The sequence below is a fragment of the Streptomyces zaehneri genome (genome assembly GCF_032248645.1).
Taxonomy (GTDB): domain Bacteria; phylum Actinomycetota; class Actinomycetes; order Streptomycetales; family Streptomycetaceae; genus Streptomyces; species Streptomyces coriariae.
In genome coordinates this window covers 234136-250379 of record NZ_JASTTJ010000007.1, presented here as the reverse complement: position 1 = coordinate 250379, position 16244 = coordinate 234136, and the positions used below count along the sequence as shown (strand labels likewise).

The window sequence follows — 16244 nt, the reverse complement described above, 5'->3', positions numbered from 1 at the left end:
CCAGGGGGTACGCCACCGCCCCGCCTCCCTTTTCCCCAGCCCCCCGCCCCTCCTCGTCCCGGGGGGCGAGGACCCCCGGATTGTCGGTCGCGGCCGATACGCTCGGGCGCATGGCTGTGAACACGTCCGCGGACGCCCCGCTGCCCGTCGGCGAGGTCTCGCGGCTCATCGGAAGCTGGATCGACCGGCTCGGCGCGGTGTGGGTCGAGGGGCAGATCACCCAGCTGTCGCGGCGCCCGGGTGCCGGCGTGGTGTTTCTGACGCTGCGGGACCCGTCGCACGATATCTCGGTGAGCGTGACCTGCTACCGGCAGGTCTTCGACGCGGTCGCGGACGTCGTCGGGGAGGGCGCGCGGGTCGTCGTCCACGCGAAGCCGGAGTGGTACGCGCCGCGCGGCCAGCTGTCGCTGCGGGCCGTCGAGATAAGGCCGGTGGGGGTCGGCGAGCTGCTGGCGCGGCTGGAGCAGCTGAAGAAGTCCCTGACCGCGGAGGGCCTCTTCGCCCCCGCCCGGAAGAAGCCGCTGCCCTTCCTGCCGCAGCTCATCGGGCTGGTGTGCGGACGGGCCTCCGCCGCCGAGCGGGACGTCCTCGAGAACGCCCGGCACCGCTGGCCCGCCGTCCGCTTCGAGGTGCGCAACGTCGCCGTCCAGGGCGTGCACGCGGTGACGCAGGTGGTCCAGGCGGTGAAGGAGCTGGACGGCCTGGACGAGGTGGACGTGATCATCGTCGCGCGCGGTGGTGGCAGTGTGGAGGATCTGCTGCCGTTCTCCGACGAGCAGCTGGTCAGGGCGGTCGCGGCCTGCCGTACGCCGGTCGTCTCGGCGATCGGGCACGAGCCGGACAACCCGCTCCTCGACCATGTGGCCGACCTGCGCGCCTCGACGCCGACCGACGCGGCGAAGAAGGTCGTACCGGACGTCGGCGAGGAACTGGAGCGGGTGCGGATGCTGCGCGGGCGGGCGCGACGGTGCGCACAGGCGTTCCTGGAGCGGGAGGAACGCGGGCTCGCCCACGCCCTCGCGCGGCCGGCGATACAGGATCCGCACCGGATGATCGACGAGCGGGCCGATCACGTCTCCTCGCTCGTCGACCGTTCACGGCGCACGCTCGGGCACCTCCTGGACCGCGCCGACTCCGAGCTGACCCACACGCACGCGCGCGTGGTGGCACTCTCACCGGCCGCGACGCTGAAGCGGGGGTACGCGGTGCTCCAGAAGGCCGACGGGCACGTGGTCCGGGATCCGGCCGAGGTGACGGCCGCCGAATCCCTGCGCGCGCGGGTCGCCGAGGGCGAGTTCACCGTCCGGGTCGACGACGTCGGCACCGTCGACGACGTCGACAAGACCGCCAACGTCGACAACTAGGCACCACCGTCCACAACGACCACGACGACCACGACGACCACGACGACCACTGGGATTGGGTGCATGACGAGCAAGACGGACGAGACGCTCGGGTACGAGCAGGCCCGCGACGAGCTGATCGAGGTCGTACGGCGTCTGGAGGCGGGGGGTACGACGCTGGAGGAGTCCCTCGCCCTCTGGGAGCGCGGTGAGGAGCTGGCCAAGGTGTGCCGGCGCTGGCTGGAGGGCGCGCGGGCACGGCTGGACGCGGCGCTCGCCGAGGAGGGCGAGACGCAAGAGGGGGAGTGAGCCGGGGCGCCCCTCCGGCCGGGGGTGCGGTGAAGCGGACCTGTGCGGTGCCTCCCTGTGCCGCAGGCCTACGAGGCGGCCCGGTACAGCGGGCCGTGAAGCGCCCCCTGGCGGCGGGCCGGTGAGGTGTCCCCTTGCAGCGGGCCCGTGGGGCGTCCCCCCTTGCACCGGCCCCGCGTGACACTCGCGTTCGGCAAGGCTGTGAAGCGGATCACCTCGCCCCGACTTTTGTTGAACTTTGAACCTTCCCGGCGTACTGTCACTGCCGTCAGCCTATCCGGACCACGGTCCGGTACGGGATCCGGATGCCACCACCGAGGAAGTTCCCGCATGTCTCTCGTTCTCGACCCCACCGCCCAGGACCTGCTGTTCCGCGAGGCCCACACCGCGAACACCTTCACCGACGAGCCGGTGACCGACGAGCAGGTCCAGGCGATCTACGACCTGGTCAAGTACGGGCCGACGGCGTTCAACCAGACCCCGCTGCGCATCACCCTGGTCCGCTCCGCCGAGGCCCGCGAGCGCCTGGTGCAGCACATGGCCGAGGGCAACCAGCCCAAGACCGCCACCGCCCCGCTGGTCGCGATCCTCTCCGCGGACAACGAGTTCCACGAGGAGCTGCCGACCCTGCTCCCGTCGTTTCCGCAGGCCAAGGACCTGTTCTTCAGCGAGCGTCCGGCCCGTGAGTCCGCCGCCGCGCTGAACGCCGCCCTCCAGGCCGCGTACTTCATCATCGGCGTCCGCGCCGCCGGTCTGGCCGCCGGCCCGATGACCGGCGTGGACTTCGAGGGCCTCCGCAAGGAGTTCCTGGACGACGACCACACCCCGCTGATGGTCGTCAACATCGGCAAGCCGGGCGAGGGCGCCTCCTACCCGCGCTCCCCGCGCCTGGCCTACGACGAGGTCGTCACCACCGTCTGAGACCGGTGACATGCGAAGAGGCCCCCCGCCTGCTCGGCGGAGGGCCTCTTCGCATGTCACCTCGCAAGTCACCGCGCTGGGCTTCTCGCGGGGCTCGTCGCAGGTCGGAAGGCGCTCACGCCAGCTTCAGCGCGCCGGCCATCGCCGACAGCTGTTCGAAGGAACCCGTACCCGCCACCACGGTGGTGGAGCCGGTCTCGCCCTGGAGGACGAGCGCGTCGTAGCGGCCGCCGGTGTAGCGGGTCCAGGTGCGTCCGCCGATCCGCTCGGTGACCTTGGTCGCCTTCGAGCCCTGGCTGGCCTCCTCGACGAACTCCGAGCGCCGCTGAGTGGACTGCTCGATCGCCACGTACTCCCCGTCGGGAGCGTGGAAACCGAGGTGCCACGCGTCGAAGTCGTCACCCTGGAACCGCACCGAGGTCGCCTTCCAGGCGTCGGACAGGCCCTCCGGCGCGGCCACCGGGTACGACGCCGCGCGACGCGCCGTGAGGAGCTCGACGCGGTAGTCGACCTGCTGGACCTCGCCAGGGCGATCGTCGTGCGGGACGAAGAGGTATATGACCCACGCCGCGATCACGATCACCCCGAGGGAGAGGACCATGTCGCGGGCCGTCTTCTGCTTGCCGTTCGAACCTGCCACGCCCCCTATCGTCGCAGGTGCCCGATGCGCTCATCCGTGGGGTCCCCTGCTCATTTTGTCGGACTGACGATAGAGTCGAGATCGAACCCTCATCCGGCCGTCGTCGTATCAGAAAGGTGCGCTCCGATGACCGAGCATCATCATTTGCCGTCCGAACTCGATGTCCCCTCCGAGGCCCCCGACCGCAACCTCGCCCTGGAACTCGTCCGGGTGACCGAAGCCGCAGCCATGGCCGCCGGCCGCTGGGTGGGACGCGGTGACAAGAACGGCGCCGACGGTGCCGCGGTGCGCGCCATGCGGACCCTCGTCTCCACCGTGTCGATGAACGGCGTGGTCGTCATCGGCGAGGGCGAGAAGGACGAGGCCCCGATGCTCTTCAACGGCGAGCGCGTCGGTGACGGCACCGGGCCCGAGGTCGACATCGCGGTCGACCCGATCGACGGCACCACGCTGACGGCCAAGGGCATGCCGAACGCGATCGCCGTCCTCGCGGCCACCGAGCGGGGCGCCATGTTCGACCCGTCCGCCGTGTTCTACATGGACAAGCTGGTCACCGGCCCCGAGGCCGCCGACTTCGTCGACATCGACGCGCCCGTGGCCGTGAACATCCGGCGGGTCGCCAAGGCCAAACGGGCCACGCCCGAGGACGTCACCGTCGTCATCCTCGACCGCCCGCGGCACGAGGGCATCATCGAGGAGATCCGGGAGACCGGGGCGCGCATCAAGCTGATCTCCGACGGTGATGTCGCCGGCTCGATCCTGGCCCTGCGCGAGGGCACCGGCGTCGACCTGCTGCTCGGCATCGGCGGCACCCCCGAGGGCATCATCTCGGCCTGTGCCGTGAAGTGCCTGGGCGGTGTCATCCAGGGCAAGCTGTGGCCCAAGGACGCCGAGGAGCGGCAGCGGGCACTCGACGCCGGGCACGACCTCGACCGCGTCCTGACCACCGAGGACCTGGTGACCGGCGAGAACGTGTTCTTCGTCGCCACCGGTATCACCGACGGTGAGCTGCTGCGGGGGGTCAGGTACCGGTCGGAGACCGCGACCACCGACTCGATCGTGATGCGGTCGAAGTCCGGGACGGTCCGGCGGATCGACTCCGAGCACCGGCTGAGCAAGCTGCGGGCCTACAGCGCGGTCGACTTCGACCGGGCCAAGTAGCCCCACAGCCCGATCGGGTGACGTGGCCCCGCAGTCCGATCGGGCGGGCCGAGCAGCCCGGTGGTCCGATCGGGCCGAACGGCCCCCGTAGTGCGTGAGAGGGGCACCCCCGGTGCGGTGGGGGTGCCCCTTTCGCGTGCCCCGAGGACTTCTCGGCCCGCCGCTCAGCCCGCCGCCGCTATGCGGCCCGCCGACTGTGCCGCCTTCTTCAGTTCCACGTCACGGCGGCGGCGCCGGGCGAGGGCCACCCGGCGTTCGGCGGCGGTCAGGCCGCCCCAGACGCCGTAGGGCTCGGGTTGGAGAAGCGCGTGCTCGCGGCACTCCACCATGACGGGACAGCGGGCGCAGACCCGCTTCGCGGCTTCCTCGCGGGAGAGCCGGGCGGCCGTGGGCTCCTTGGAGGGGGCGAAGAACAGGCCTGCCTCGTCGCGGCGGCACACCGCCTCGGTATGCCAGGGGGCGTCCTGATCCCTGTCGCGCGCTGGTACCCGCTGGGCCGGAACAGCGGCGACCTGCACGGGCGAATGCGGCGGTTGCAGCACGGGTCTACTCCTGACGACGGCTTCGCGAGCGAGAGACGATGCAGCAAGGCCTACCCGCTGTGCGCGCGCCTATGCACTGAGTTCCCGACGGCCGCGCCCACGGCGCCCCCGCGACGACCCGCCGCCACCCCGCCGCGGCACCGCGACGGCCTCGCGGAGCCTCGCCACGGCCTCGCGGCGAGGTTCACGACCGTCAACGGTCCAGGTGTCTGCGCAAACCCCTGTCGACCTTGTGCTGGACCCGGTCGAGGATGTCCGCGACGAGCTTGCCCCGCTTCGGCCGGCCCTCGATGTTGCCCAGCACCGCCCAGCCGTCGACGTAGACCACCGGGGCGTCGGGCTGGGGCGAATCGAGCGCGTGCACCTCGAAGTTGCCCAGCACCGCGCCGCCGGTGCCGCGCAGCGAGACGTTCTCCGGGACGCGGACCTCGACGTTGCCGAAGACCGAGATCGCCTTGATCACGACCTGCTGGTACTCGAAGAGCGCCTCGGTGAGGTCGATCTCGACGGTGCCGAAGACCGCGTAGGCGTGGATACGGCGGCCCGCGCGCCAGCGGCCCCTGCGGACGGCGCTGCTGAAGATCGCGACCACGTTGTCGTCGGGGTCGGCGGGGATCGCTCCCGCGGTGGGCCGGCCGGGGGCCGGGGAGGGGGCCGCACGTCGCTCGTGCGCGGCGGGCAGGTCCCGGACGAAGACCTCCAGCTCGCCGACCGTCTTGGCGGCCAGCACGCCCTCGACACGCTCCGCGTGCTCGTCGGCGGTCAGCCGGCCCTCCGCGAGAGCCTCGCGGAGCATGTCGGCGATACGATCACGATCGGCGTCCGAGGCGCGCAACTCCGCGGCCGGCGCGGGGGCGGCGGTCTGCTTGTGAAGGTCCACGAGAGCAGCGTACCGAAACACGATAGATCGCGATAGCCCCCGCTCGGAACGGGCGGCCGGCGAACTGAGCCTTACCTCACAAGCTCGTCGGCGACGTCAGGTCCTACGCTGGTGAGCGCCCGCCAACGGAGGCGGGCGCGCTGTCTGTCGAGTGAGGAATGGGCGAGATGCCTGAGTTCGCGTACACCGATCTGCTCCCCATGGGGGAGGACACCACCCCCTACCGGCTGGTGACCGCCGAAGGTGTCTCCACCTTCGAGGCCGACGGGCGGACGTTCCTCAAGGTGGAGCCGGAGGCGCTGCGCAAGCTCGCCGAGGAGGCCATCCACGACATCCAGCACTACCTGCGCCCGGCCCACCTCGCGCAGCTGCGCCGCATCATCGACGACCCGGAGGCCTCCGGCAACGACAAGTTCGTCGCGCTGGACCTGCTGAAGAACGCGAACATCGCGGCCGCGGGCGTGCTCCCCATGTGCCAGGACACCGGCACGGCGATCGTGATGGGCAAGCGCGGGCAGAACGTGCTCACCGAGGGCGGCGACGAGGCGGCCCTGAGCCGCGGCATCTACGACGCCTACCTGAACCTCAATCTGCGCTACTCGCAGATGGCCCCGCTGACGATGTGGGACGAGAAGAACACCGGCTCCAACCTCCCGGCCCAGATCGAGCTGTCCGCGGCCGACGGGGGCGCGTACAAGTTCCTGTTCATGGCCAAGGGCGGCGGCTCGGCCAACAAGAGCTTCCTCTACCAGGAGACGAAGGCCGTCCTGAACGAGGCCTCCATGATGAAGTTCCTGGAGGAGAAGATCCGTTCGCTCGGTACGGCCGCCTGCCCGCCGTACCACCTGGCGATCGTCGTCGGCGGCACGTCGGCCGAGTACGCGCTGAAGACCGCGAAGTACGCCTCCGCGCACTACCTGGACGAGATCCCGGCCGAGGGTTCGCCGCTCGGGCACGGCTTCCGGGACAAGGAGCTCGAGGAGAAGGTCTTCGAGCTGACCCAGAAGATCGGCATCGGCGCGCAGTTCGGCGGCAAGTACTTCTGCCACGACGTCCGGGTCGTCCGTCTCCCCCGGCACGGCGCCTCCTGCCCCGTCGCCATCGCCGTCTCCTGCTCCGCCGACCGGCAGGCCGTCGCGAAGATCACCGCCGAGGGCGTCTTCCTGGAGCAGCTCGAGACCGACCCGGCGCGCTTCCTGCCGGAGACCACGGACGAGCACCTCGACGAGTCGGACGTGGTCCGCATCGACCTCAACCAGCCGATGGACGACATCCTCGCCGAGCTGACCAAGTACCCGGTCAAGACCCGGCTGTCCCTCACCGGCCCGCTGGTCGTGGCCCGCGACATCGCGCACGCCAAGATCAAGGAACGTCTCGACGCGGGCGAGGAGATGCCGCAGTACCTGAAGGACCACCCGGTGTACTACGCGGGCCCGGCCAAGACCCCCGAGGGCTACGCGTCCGGCTCCTTCGGCCCCACGACGGCCGGCCGCATGGACTCCTACGTCGAGCAGTTCCAGGCCGCCGGCGGCTCCAAGGTCATGCTCGCCAAGGGCAACCGCAGCAAGCAGGTCACGGACGCGTGCGGCACGCACGGCGGCTTCTACCTCGGTTCCATCGGCGGTCCGGCCGCCCGGCTCGCCCAGGACTGCATCAAGAAGGTCGAGGTCGTCGAGTACGAGGAGCTCGGCATGGAGGCCGTCTGGAAGATCGAGGTCGAGGACTTCCCCGCCTTCGTCGTCGTCGACGACAAGGGCAACGACTTCTTCAGTCCGCAGCAACTCTCTCAGCCGACCTTCACGTCGATCCCTGTACGGGGTCCGGGCCTGGCCTGACCTAGGCAGCGACACCCGCGTAGAGCCCTCGGCCATCGGTCGGGGGCTCTACGCGCAGCGAGGCCGTCTCGTCCGCGAGCGGCCCACACAGAGCCGCGTAGGGCCTCACATCGGGGCCAGGCCGCGACAGACAGCCGCGCGGCCGTCCTCAGCAGTGGCGTACCCGACTACGCGAATATCAGCGTTGCCGCATAGACGACCATGAACAACCCTCGTACCGTCATGCGTACCGGCCCTAACGGGGGCCATGACCAAGGGGGTTGAGCATGGCTCGCGAGGAACTGACCCGCCTTACCGGCAACGGGAACGGGGAGTGCGGACAAGGGGACTGCCCGAACGTGTACCGCACCGAAAAGGGATCGATCGTTGTGCAGGGCGACGTGTTCAACGGCTTCATCCCGCCCGAGGGCGAAGGGTTGGTTGAGATCCCGGAAAGCGTACTGAGGGAGGCTTTCAATGCTCTTGGCTGGTGAAGCCTGGCAAGCCAAGTTCCGAGACTTCCAGACCGAGGCATGGCGACTGGAAACCCTGCCGGTCTACCGCGTACCCCAAGAGGCCGAAGAGTTCTCGCGTTTCCTTGCGGGCGAACGGTTTCCGGGGCCGTACGAGGATTCGTGGACGGCCATGATCCGGCATCGCAGGGAATCCGGGGCAAATGTCGGGCGAGTGCACATCCTGACTCGGCCTCTCTCCGACTACCTACGCTTCGAGTTCGAGAGGTATTACCGCCATCAAGCCCCCATCGGGGAAGATATCCGAATCCTTGACGTGACCGAGCGCGAGAATCCGTTGCCGGGTGTTGAAGACTTCTGGATGTTCGACAAAGCAGAAGTCGTCATCATGCACTATGAGGCGGACGGAACGCAGATCAACCGAGAAGCGTATGAGGGGGACGTGACACCGTTCCTTGAATATCAGCGAATCGCGCTGGCCGAGTCTGTTCCCTTCGAGGAGTACGTGAAGGGCCTTGACCTTTGAGCCGGAAGAGCTAGGCCAGTCCAGAGCCAACCTAGCCGAGACGCTGAAGACGCTCCGCAAGCGGGCCGGGATCACCCAAACCCGGCTCGCCCAGCGTTGTGCTATGAGCCAAACGAAGATCAGCAATATTGAAGGGGCGAAGCTAACCCCCACCCTTGTTGACGTTGAGCTGATTCTTAGGGCATTGGATGCACCCCCGGACCTTGTTTCCCGAGTGGCGGCCCTTGCGCGTAACGCTAACAGTGAATGGCAAGACGCTTGGTCCCAACGCCGTACCGGGCTGGAGAAGAAACAGAACGAGCTAGCCGGATTCGAGAAGTCCTCAACAGAGTTTCGGTACTTCCTGCTGTCCATGGTGACCGGTCTTCTCGCAACACCCGATTACGTTCGGGCTAGTCTTGCCTACATCCCCGGCGACCACAGTAAGGCCATTGCGAAGAAGCTAGAGCGACAGTCTGTCCTTTATGACACGTCGAAACGCTTCACATTCATCCTGACCGAGCAGGCCGTTAGGTGGCCTTTCCTTCCCTCGGCAGCCATGGCTGTGCAGATTGACCGACTGGTTTCGATTAGCCTGCTACCAAATATCGAGCTGGGAGTCATCCCTTTGGATGGCCACATGCCGACCGCGCCATTGAATACCTTCACTGTCTATGACACGCGGATAGCCACAGTGGAGACACAGACCGGAGTAATGGTCTTCCGGGATCACCGGGACGTATCGGCTTACCTGAACGAGTTCGCAACATACCAAGGCTATGCCCTGTTCGGAGACGGCTGCCGGGAACTCCTTTCCGAGTGGGCCACTCGGTTCCGTTCCTGATCTTCTACCCGACAACGCAAATAATGACCGCCCCCATGCGTGCCGTGCGGGAACATTCTCTAGGACGGCATGCAGTCGGGGAGAGGGCACGGTATGAGTGCAAGGCGGACGACAATGACGGAACCGGTGCACTTGACGGCCCCGGTCCAGCAGCCCGACCCCGTAGCAGGCTGCCAGGAATGCCTTCACATCGCGGTGACGCGAACTAACGCCCGATCGATTGGCGACTACTCGAAGGTGTCCGATGCGAACGTGGTTCTCCGGACACACCTTCAAGAAGAGCACGGGGCCGAGTGATGGTGCGCGCTGTACTGCGATACGTACAACACCGGATCACGCAGCACCCGAACACTGACGTGACCTTTGAGGCCGAGTGCCTCAAGTGCGAATGGAAGGCCACACCTTCGACCGATGGCGCGGCCGTTGACGTCGAATGCATGGGCCATACGGGCCGTGCCGGTCACCCAGGATTCCGGCGCATCTGCACCTCATTCGCTCTGGTCGAGCGGATCGAGTAAAAGACCCCGGCACGCTAGGGACGGCGAACCTCTTCTCACCTAGCGTGCCGGTCCAGCCCCACCAGCATCCCCCGTCTGGTGGGGCTGCGTGCATTCCGCGTGATTCAGCCTGACTCGCCATTCAGGCGCATAGACAGGGCCTTCATTCCCTCGGCCAGCAGATAGGCCGACCGAATGCGCTTCTGCTCTTTCTCGAAGCGACGAAGTGCGACGCGTTGAATAAGTCGATCGAATTTCGATTCAGGCATCAGCCGGCCAGCCTTTCCCGGGAACTCCAGCCGGTTAGCGTCAGATGAGAAACGGTAATGCAGAGCTTGTTACCGCATCTGTTGCTAAAGACCGGAACGAGTTCCTTGTGCCTATACCGGTTCGCGGTCAGATACCGCGTTACCGGGGTATCAAATAGGTAGCCAAAGACCGGCACGCCGTCAGGCGAGACGCGCCCTTCCCAGATGCGGCACCCGATTTCAACAATCGGCCTAGAAGTCGCCATGATCTCGTCGAGTGGAGTCATCACGCACAAACCTCGGCTTCGAGCACAGTGCCACCGATCTTTTGAAGAACGTTCCGGGCCGCGAAGTGATCCTTCATGAAGGCGATCCAGTAGGCGTTACGCGCTCGGCGCGAGTTCTCGCTTCTCGTCACGGGCGAGAGATGATCCGGGTTACAGCAAGCCTTGTTCTGGCAAAGGTGGTCGATAGTCCAGCCTTCCGGTATTCGGCGGCCCGAAGCCTTGAAAGCTTCACGATGCGAGTAGTAAGACCGATTGTCGGCCGTGAAGCGGCCGTAGCCGTCCGGAGTCTTCGAGCAAGTCCATTCCCAACAACCGCCCTCGGACTCGGGCCAGATGATTGAACGACTGCGAAGGTATGAGAGAACGGCGGCCTTTTCGGCCATATCGAGGAAGGATTTCACGGGAGTTCCTTGACGGGTAGTGGCAAGTTTTGGGCACACGCCCAAGCATTGAGGAGAGCAAAAAAGGGAGACGGCCCGGAAACGGGGTGACCAAACCCGTTTCCGAACCGCCCAAAAGGACTGCCTTAGCTCGCGGCAGCCTTGACAATCTGCGCCGAGGAAGCCTCGGCCAGAGAGACACCCGCGAGACGCATAGTCAGCTTGAAGCCCACCTGATCCTTATCGAATCGGGCGTCTTCGCTGACTCGCACCGTGGCGTTTCGCCGAACGCCAACCACGATCCGGGAGCCATCGGCGACCACAATCGTCTTGGCGGGCAGGAACGCGCTAGCGAGAATCGGAAGACCCCAGGCCGTAGAAGCCGGGGAATCCGTGGGGGAGCCCGCCTGATACGTGCCCGATCCGGCGGCCTTCTCCTTACGGAGAGACGCAGCCATGTCGACGGAAGCCCAGACAATCGAAGGGGTGCCGTTCATGGCTTCAATGCGGGCTACAGCGTCGGCCAGGTCGTCATAGGTGACGGCCACCTTTCCGGTGCCCAGAGTCGTAGTCGTTCCCTGGGAAAGGATTCCCTTAATCGGGTTGGTGCCGGACCCAACAAAGGCGTCGGCATCGAACTTCAGGGAAGCATCACGTAGAAGGTTATTCGCAATCGAGTTGCGCAGGTCGATAGCGGAGTCTTCCAAAATCTCAGTTGAAGCCCACTGAATCCGGCCGATCTTCTTCGGCTCGAACTTGACCTCACCCCAGACCATGTCTCCCTCGGGAAGGGGCTGACCTTCCTCGACGTAGTCCATGCCGTCCGAGGACACAAGCTGCGGAACAGAGAAGGTCGCCGAACTGAAGGGAACGATGCTCTCCACCGGAAGACCGCGCAGGAACGTCGACTTGGCCTTAAGAGCGTCGACGTACTTCGCGGCCGTCTGCTGGCTCACGGTGTAACCGCCGTCGCCCGGAACGCCTTCGGCCACCAGGGCGCGGTACTCGCTGAGCGACGGCATCAGAGCCCGCCAGGAGCCCTCATCACTGGCCGGGGGAGCCGTAGGCGTCAGCATGCCCAGGCCGCCCGCCAGAGAGCGAACCTCGGCCTCCCGCTCGCCACGCTCGACAGCGTCTCGGGCCTCGGCCTCCAGGCGCATGATGTCCCGGTCGAGACGCTCGACGCGCGATCGCTTCGCAGCGTCGCTAAGGGACGAGTCACCCTCGACGGAGCGAAGCTCGGTAACCAGCTTCTTCCGCTCTTCAAGGGCGGTCGTTGCCTGGCGCTTATACAGGTCAGTGCAGTCAGTCATTGATATTCCTTCATTGGTCGGGGCCGGAAGCGGCCATGCAAAAGCCGCCCTGCACCCGGAATGGGTGGGGCGGCTTGGATGAGGCGGTTACTTCTCCGCTAGCTCGCGGAGTTGTTCTCTACAGATGGCACTTCAGCGCATGCCGCGCGACGCTGTTCGATCCGCTCAACGAAGCGGACTCGGCGCGCAATCTTGCGCGCTAGGTTCTTGCAGGAAGGGCCGCAATACCGTGGCGGCCGGCCAGGGCCGTACTCGATATTGAACGGCTTCTCACAAGCCCAGCACTTCAGCTCGACTGTGTTGTTCATTTCCCATGTCTCTTCGAGATCGTTCGAGGGGAGTGCAGTGTTTGGCGACGGAACGGAAGACAGCCCGACTCCACGACCAGCATTTGGATAGATGCCGTGAAGCCGGGCCGCCGTCCTGGCACCGCCCCGTGGTGCTTCCTCCCCCGACCCCCGAAAGGATCGAAGTCGCTCTTGCATCATGTAAAGACCTGTTAGGCAGCCCGAAACCACACGCGCTACCCTGCGCGATTCCCGGTGAAGTACTGGATGCCTCGGCCGATTGCGCCCCGCCTATCGGTCCCACGACTTCGGGCTAACCCCCGCGCGTTCACAAAGAGGGAAAGACGCGGGTGCGGGAAAGGCTTCCCAGATCCTTTCGGACCTCCCCTCCCGAGCCGGTGACCGACAAAAACCCCTTGACTGTGCCAGTACCGTGGATCGCATGGGCTGGTCGCTGGGGTACTTGAAGCCGCGTGAACCTCGACTACTGGATGCGCTTTTCCTGTCAGCTGGCCGGGCGCTACACCTGGCCAACTCCTTCGAGTCAAAGTGTCAGTACGTCTTGCGCATGGCACATCTCGCCGAGGCTTCAGAAGCCGACCCCGTCATGGGTCTGCAAGAGATGATCGCTAGTCTGCCTCCGGACAAGATGCTCGGTGGCACGCTGCGAGACCTATCGAATACGTCGCTCGGGTCGCGACCCTCTGACTTCGACTTGCTCGATGGAGCCAGAAAGGCCCGCAACTTCATTGCGCACGAAGGAGCCTCTATCGGCACCATATGGGGTGCGAGGCGAGAAGCTATTTTGGAGCACGCTGTTCGGCTGCGTGCAGCCGTCTCAGATCTAGCCTCGGGTGACAACGTCGTATCGCAATGGTGCTTTCACATCGATGAGCCGAACGATTGCCTTCCGAGGCTGCTGATAGACGCCTATCCGGTGATGGTTGATGATTGGGTCTTCGGTCACTTCGGTGGGCTACTCGATGCAGAAGATGAGTCATCCGTGGGCACCGCTGAGACTGAGTAATCTTCCCTGGCCTAGGAAAGCCGACAGGCTTGCCCTAGGGCGTTCTATTGCCTCGGCTGAAGTTGCACGGCCCGCAGGCCGGGCGAAGGTTCTCTATGTCATTCGTTCCGCCTCGGCTGAGCGGAACAATGTGGTCGGCCGTCGTAGCTGGCCGGGAATAGCAGATAGAGCAGACAGGGTTAGCCGCGAGGATCGCGGCCCTGAAATTGAGATATTGAGTGTTATATCCACGCGCCCACGGGGAGGGGCGCGTGTGCTTTCTCTTCTGCTCCCGTCGCTTCGCTCCGGCCGAGGTGCAGGGCTCACAGCGTGAGCCGAGAGGATAGAGCCGCTTACAGCGGCTGCACATCATGTGAGGCAATAGCTTCTCCAAACAGAAGTGGCACCCTTCGAGGGGTGCCGTTAGTGGTGCTCTGCCTGGCCTCCATTCGTCGGCCAGGGGATGACTTAAAGAGATAGAGAGGCAGCGAAGGTTTCCGCAGGTCAGGGAAGAATGGGTGACTCTCAGAGGGTTACGCGGTGACCCTGGCAGGGTTACGCGGCAGTGCGTAGGGAGTGCACGCGGCAGGACGCCGACCCAAGACCGTTCTTCTGGAAGTGGTGCCCAGGCAGTACGAGGCACCGTGCGCCCGAATCAGGGGCGATCAAGGCCATGGCCTTAGCCGCAGTCATACCCTTCTGCACAGCCTGTCTGGTGAGCGCCTGGCCGTTCTCCCCGGCCAGAATGGAGGCTAGGGCTCCCTCGGCGAACTCGGCATGCCCGACTTGGTTCCCCCAGCCGAGGGCGGCGAAGTACACCCGGAAAGCGAGCGGCTTGATTAGGGGGTTGCGTGCTTTCGCTCGGCAGTCGAGCTGAGAAATGGCACCCCACGGGGCACCGGGGCCGAATCCAATGGTCACTATTCCCTCGGGCGGTTGGTCGCGGGCATAAGAAAGCCCCGGCTATCGCCGGGACTGACAAAAAAACAAGACATGCAGTTTCTAACCCACCCAGGGTGGCGGTTTCAAGGAAGGGTGTTTAAACGGGCGGCGTGAGAGCGTGTAAACGGTCTCCCTTGGAGAGTGCGGGCATGGAAAGGCCCCCGAAGCGTTTACACTCAACGGGGGCCAGGGATTCAGAGGGTCGGGTGGCTATCCGCCGCTGTACGGCCGACGCGCGGGCAAGAGGAACTCCGCCTCAGGCTCGGTCATCCAGTACCCTTCGGGGACGTGAAGCCCAGTCTCCTTAGCGATCTCCGCAAGCTCAAGCATTTTGCAAACGACTCGGCGGTTTCCGTCTTCGGCCTTCCCGACCGTGATCGTTACCCCGTGACGCTGTAGGAACACCCGACGCTGTTCGTCATCCTTCGTGGCCCATTCCTCCGCATAGTTGCGCCCCGTTTCCTTCCAGGCGGGTGCATCCTCCGCTTCCTTGATTTCGTTACGCAGTCGCTCGACCTTGGCCGACTGGGATTCGTGCTGCTTCCAGTAGCGTTCGATCTGAACTTCAGTCTTGATACGACCGGCCAGATAGTCAGCCTCCAGCCTGTCAAGCATGGCTTCGGCTTCCACCAGTTCCGTCTTCGCTTGACTGATCGAATTGCCAACCCTCTCCATTACAGGGAGGGGCCCAAGGGTGACATTCACGAACTGGCTGACGACCGTATCGAGATCTTCCCTCCGGATACGCCCGGGGTCGGAACAAGTCCCCGTGTTGATGTTATTGCACGCGTAGTAATGGAAAACTCTGCCGTTCTCCTTGGTCTTCTTGGACGAAGACATACGGGCGCCGCACACATCGCACTCGGCCACGCCTCCCAACATGGAACGCGAGGGCGTGGCGCGCGATACCGGACGGTTAGCCGTGATGCTGGCCACCAGTTCCGCCCACTCCCCGTATTCCATGAGCGGGTCATCCGTGATCCGTACCGGCTCACCATCGTCATCCGCGACAGTCTCACCCTTATAGGTGTAGATACCGCCGACCGTGGGGTTAGTCACGATCGCTCGAATGGCGTTGGCGGTCCAAGCGACACCCTTCGGTTCGTCGCCACGATCAATACGCAGGTAATCCCGCCACGTCGGAACGCCACGCTTGTTCAGATGAACGGCAATCTTGTACGAGGACCAATCACTCTTCAGCTTCTCCACAATGTCACGGAGAAGGTTCGCGTATTCGTCATCCTGAATGAGCTTCTTACCCCCGTCCTCTTGGCGCTCAAATCGGTATCCGAACGGGAGTACACCGCCGATCCAAACGCCCTTCGCCTTCCGGGCCATCGAGCCGGACAGGGCACGCGCACGGATGGTGTCCAACTCGCCTTCGGCGAAGGCAGCGATGATCTGCGCGAACATCTTGCCCATGGGGGTGGACATGTCGATGCCCTCGGTCACGGACACGATCACCTTGCCGTGCTTCTGGCACCACTCGAAGACCTCGGCGAAGTGACCCGCCTTCCTGCTGAGGCGGTCGAGCTTCCAGACGGCCAACACGTCCCACTCGTCGGCCCGCTCGTTGAACCAGGGACCGAGGCCCGGCCTCTTGAAGGGGTGCATAGCGCCGGACACATCTACGTCCTCGGCCCACCCGACGATGCGTCCTTCTATAGAGGGGCCGTGTGCCCAGTGCTCGACGGCCGCACGCTGCTTCTCTGGACTGGTCGTGTCGTCCTTCATGACGGACAAGCGGACGTTGCCCAGCACCCTCGGGTTAGAGATCATGCGCGGATGCTACGGGTGGTGCCGCTGACTGAACAAGTCGAACGACTTCTTCCAGGATCCGGCCCCCGCGCCG

General features: G+C 65.3%; 17 protein-coding genes. 10 read left to right on the top strand and 7 right to left on the bottom strand.

The window, feature by feature from the left end:
- Positions 1–110: 110 nt before the first annotated feature.
- From xseA to QQM72_RS14615, 3 genes are all read left to right on the top strand, one after another.
- Entirely contained in the window at positions 111–1364 is a 1254-nt protein-coding gene (gene xseA / locus QQM72_RS14625; protein WP_314221296.1) for an exodeoxyribonuclease VII large subunit, read from the top strand.
- A gap of 63 nt (positions 1365–1427) precedes the next feature.
- Entirely contained in the window at positions 1428–1652 is a 225-nt protein-coding gene (locus QQM72_RS14620) for an exodeoxyribonuclease VII small subunit (RefSeq protein ID WP_314221295.1), read from the top strand.
- 330 nt (positions 1653–1982) lie between these two features.
- Entirely contained in the window at positions 1983–2573 is a 591-nt protein-coding gene (locus QQM72_RS14615; RefSeq protein ID WP_314221294.1) for a malonic semialdehyde reductase, read from the top strand.
- A 115-nt stretch (positions 2574–2688) separates the two neighbouring features.
- Here QQM72_RS14615 and QQM72_RS14610 read toward each other — a convergent pair whose 3' ends face one another.
- Positions 2689–3213: a DUF4245 domain-containing protein gene (locus QQM72_RS14610; protein WP_314221293.1), complete on the bottom strand. Its 525-nt coding sequence runs from the start codon at positions 3211–3213 to the stop codon at positions 2689–2691.
- Between the two features lie 126 nt (positions 3214–3339).
- Between QQM72_RS14610 and glpX the strand changes: the two genes are divergently transcribed.
- Complete coding sequence (gene glpX / locus QQM72_RS14605) at positions 3340–4374, top strand: class II fructose-bisphosphatase (RefSeq protein WP_314221292.1); 1035 nt, start codon at positions 3340–3342, stop codon at positions 4372–4374.
- Positions 4375–4538: 164 nt separating this feature from the next.
- On the opposite strand, the gene QQM72_RS14600 is transcribed toward glpX, so the two are convergent.
- Together QQM72_RS14600 and QQM72_RS14595 are read right to left on the bottom strand one after the other, a co-directional pair.
- Positions 4539–4916: a WhiB family transcriptional regulator gene (locus QQM72_RS14600; protein WP_028806547.1), complete on the bottom strand. Its 378-nt coding sequence runs from the start codon at positions 4914–4916 to the stop codon at positions 4539–4541.
- Positions 4917–5109: 193 nt separating this feature from the next.
- The gene (locus QQM72_RS14595; protein WP_314221291.1) at positions 5110–5796 is read right to left on the bottom strand and encodes a DUF1707 SHOCT-like domain-containing protein; all 687 of its coding nucleotides are present in this window, start codon (positions 5794–5796) and stop codon (positions 5110–5112) included.
- Between the two features lie 167 nt (positions 5797–5963).
- Here QQM72_RS14595 and QQM72_RS14590 point away from each other — a divergent pair, with 167 nt between their 5' ends.
- The 5 genes from QQM72_RS14590 (at position 5964) to QQM72_RS41025 (ending at position 9950) form a co-directional block, all read left to right on the top strand.
- Positions 5964–7631 carry a fumarate hydratase gene (locus QQM72_RS14590; protein ID WP_314221290.1) on the top strand — a complete coding sequence of 556 codons (1668 nt, stop codon included), beginning with the start codon at positions 5964–5966 and terminating at the stop codon, positions 7629–7631.
- Between the two features lie 266 nt (positions 7632–7897).
- The gene (locus QQM72_RS14585; protein ID WP_200306803.1) at positions 7898–8104 is read left to right on the top strand and encodes a hypothetical protein; all 207 of its coding nucleotides are present in this window, start codon (positions 7898–7900) and stop codon (positions 8102–8104) included.
- A complete protein-coding gene (locus QQM72_RS14580; protein ID WP_314221289.1) occupies positions 8088–8609 on the top strand; it encodes a DUF6879 family protein in 522 nt (173 codons plus the stop codon). The genes QQM72_RS14585 and QQM72_RS14580 overlap by 17 nt, the downstream gene beginning before the upstream one ends.
- Positions 8599–9432 (top strand): helix-turn-helix domain-containing protein, encoded by an 834-nt coding sequence (locus QQM72_RS14575; protein ID WP_314221288.1) that lies wholly within the window; start codon positions 8599–8601, stop codon positions 9430–9432. The genes QQM72_RS14580 and QQM72_RS14575 overlap by 11 nt, the downstream gene beginning before the upstream one ends.
- 296 nt (positions 9433–9728) lie before the next feature.
- A complete protein-coding gene (locus tag QQM72_RS41025) occupies positions 9729–9950 on the top strand; it encodes a DUF7848 domain-containing protein (protein WP_443041256.1) in 222 nt (73 codons plus the stop codon).
- A 513-nt stretch (positions 9951–10463) separates the two neighbouring features.
- On the opposite strand, the gene QQM72_RS14570 is transcribed toward QQM72_RS41025, so the two are convergent.
- Positions 10464–10865, bottom strand: coding sequence for an HNH endonuclease signature motif containing protein (locus QQM72_RS14570; protein ID WP_314221287.1), 402 nt, complete (start codon positions 10863–10865; stop codon positions 10464–10466).
- Positions 10866–10990: 125 nt separating this feature from the next.
- Positions 10991–12157 (bottom strand): phage major capsid protein, encoded by a 1167-nt coding sequence (locus tag QQM72_RS14565; RefSeq protein ID WP_314221286.1) that lies wholly within the window; start codon positions 12155–12157, stop codon positions 10991–10993.
- Between the two features lie 729 nt (positions 12158–12886).
- Here QQM72_RS14565 and QQM72_RS14560 point away from each other — a divergent pair.
- A complete protein-coding gene (locus tag QQM72_RS14560) occupies positions 12887–13471 on the top strand; it encodes a hypothetical protein (RefSeq protein WP_314221285.1) in 585 nt (194 codons plus the stop codon).
- Between the two features lie 34 nt (positions 13472–13505).
- Here the strand turns inward: QQM72_RS14560 and QQM72_RS40880 are convergent, their stop codons facing one another.
- Both QQM72_RS40880 and QQM72_RS14555 read right to left on the bottom strand, forming a co-directional pair.
- On the bottom strand, positions 13506–13820 hold the full coding sequence (locus tag QQM72_RS40880) for an HNH endonuclease (protein ID WP_399077290.1): 315 nt from the start codon (positions 13818–13820) through the stop codon (positions 13506–13508).
- A gap of 782 nt (positions 13821–14602) precedes the next feature.
- Positions 14603–16171, bottom strand: a complete 1569-nt coding sequence (locus QQM72_RS14555; protein ID WP_314221284.1) for a recombinase family protein — start codon at positions 16169–16171, stop codon at positions 14603–14605.
- Positions 16172–16244 lie beyond the last annotated feature (73 nt).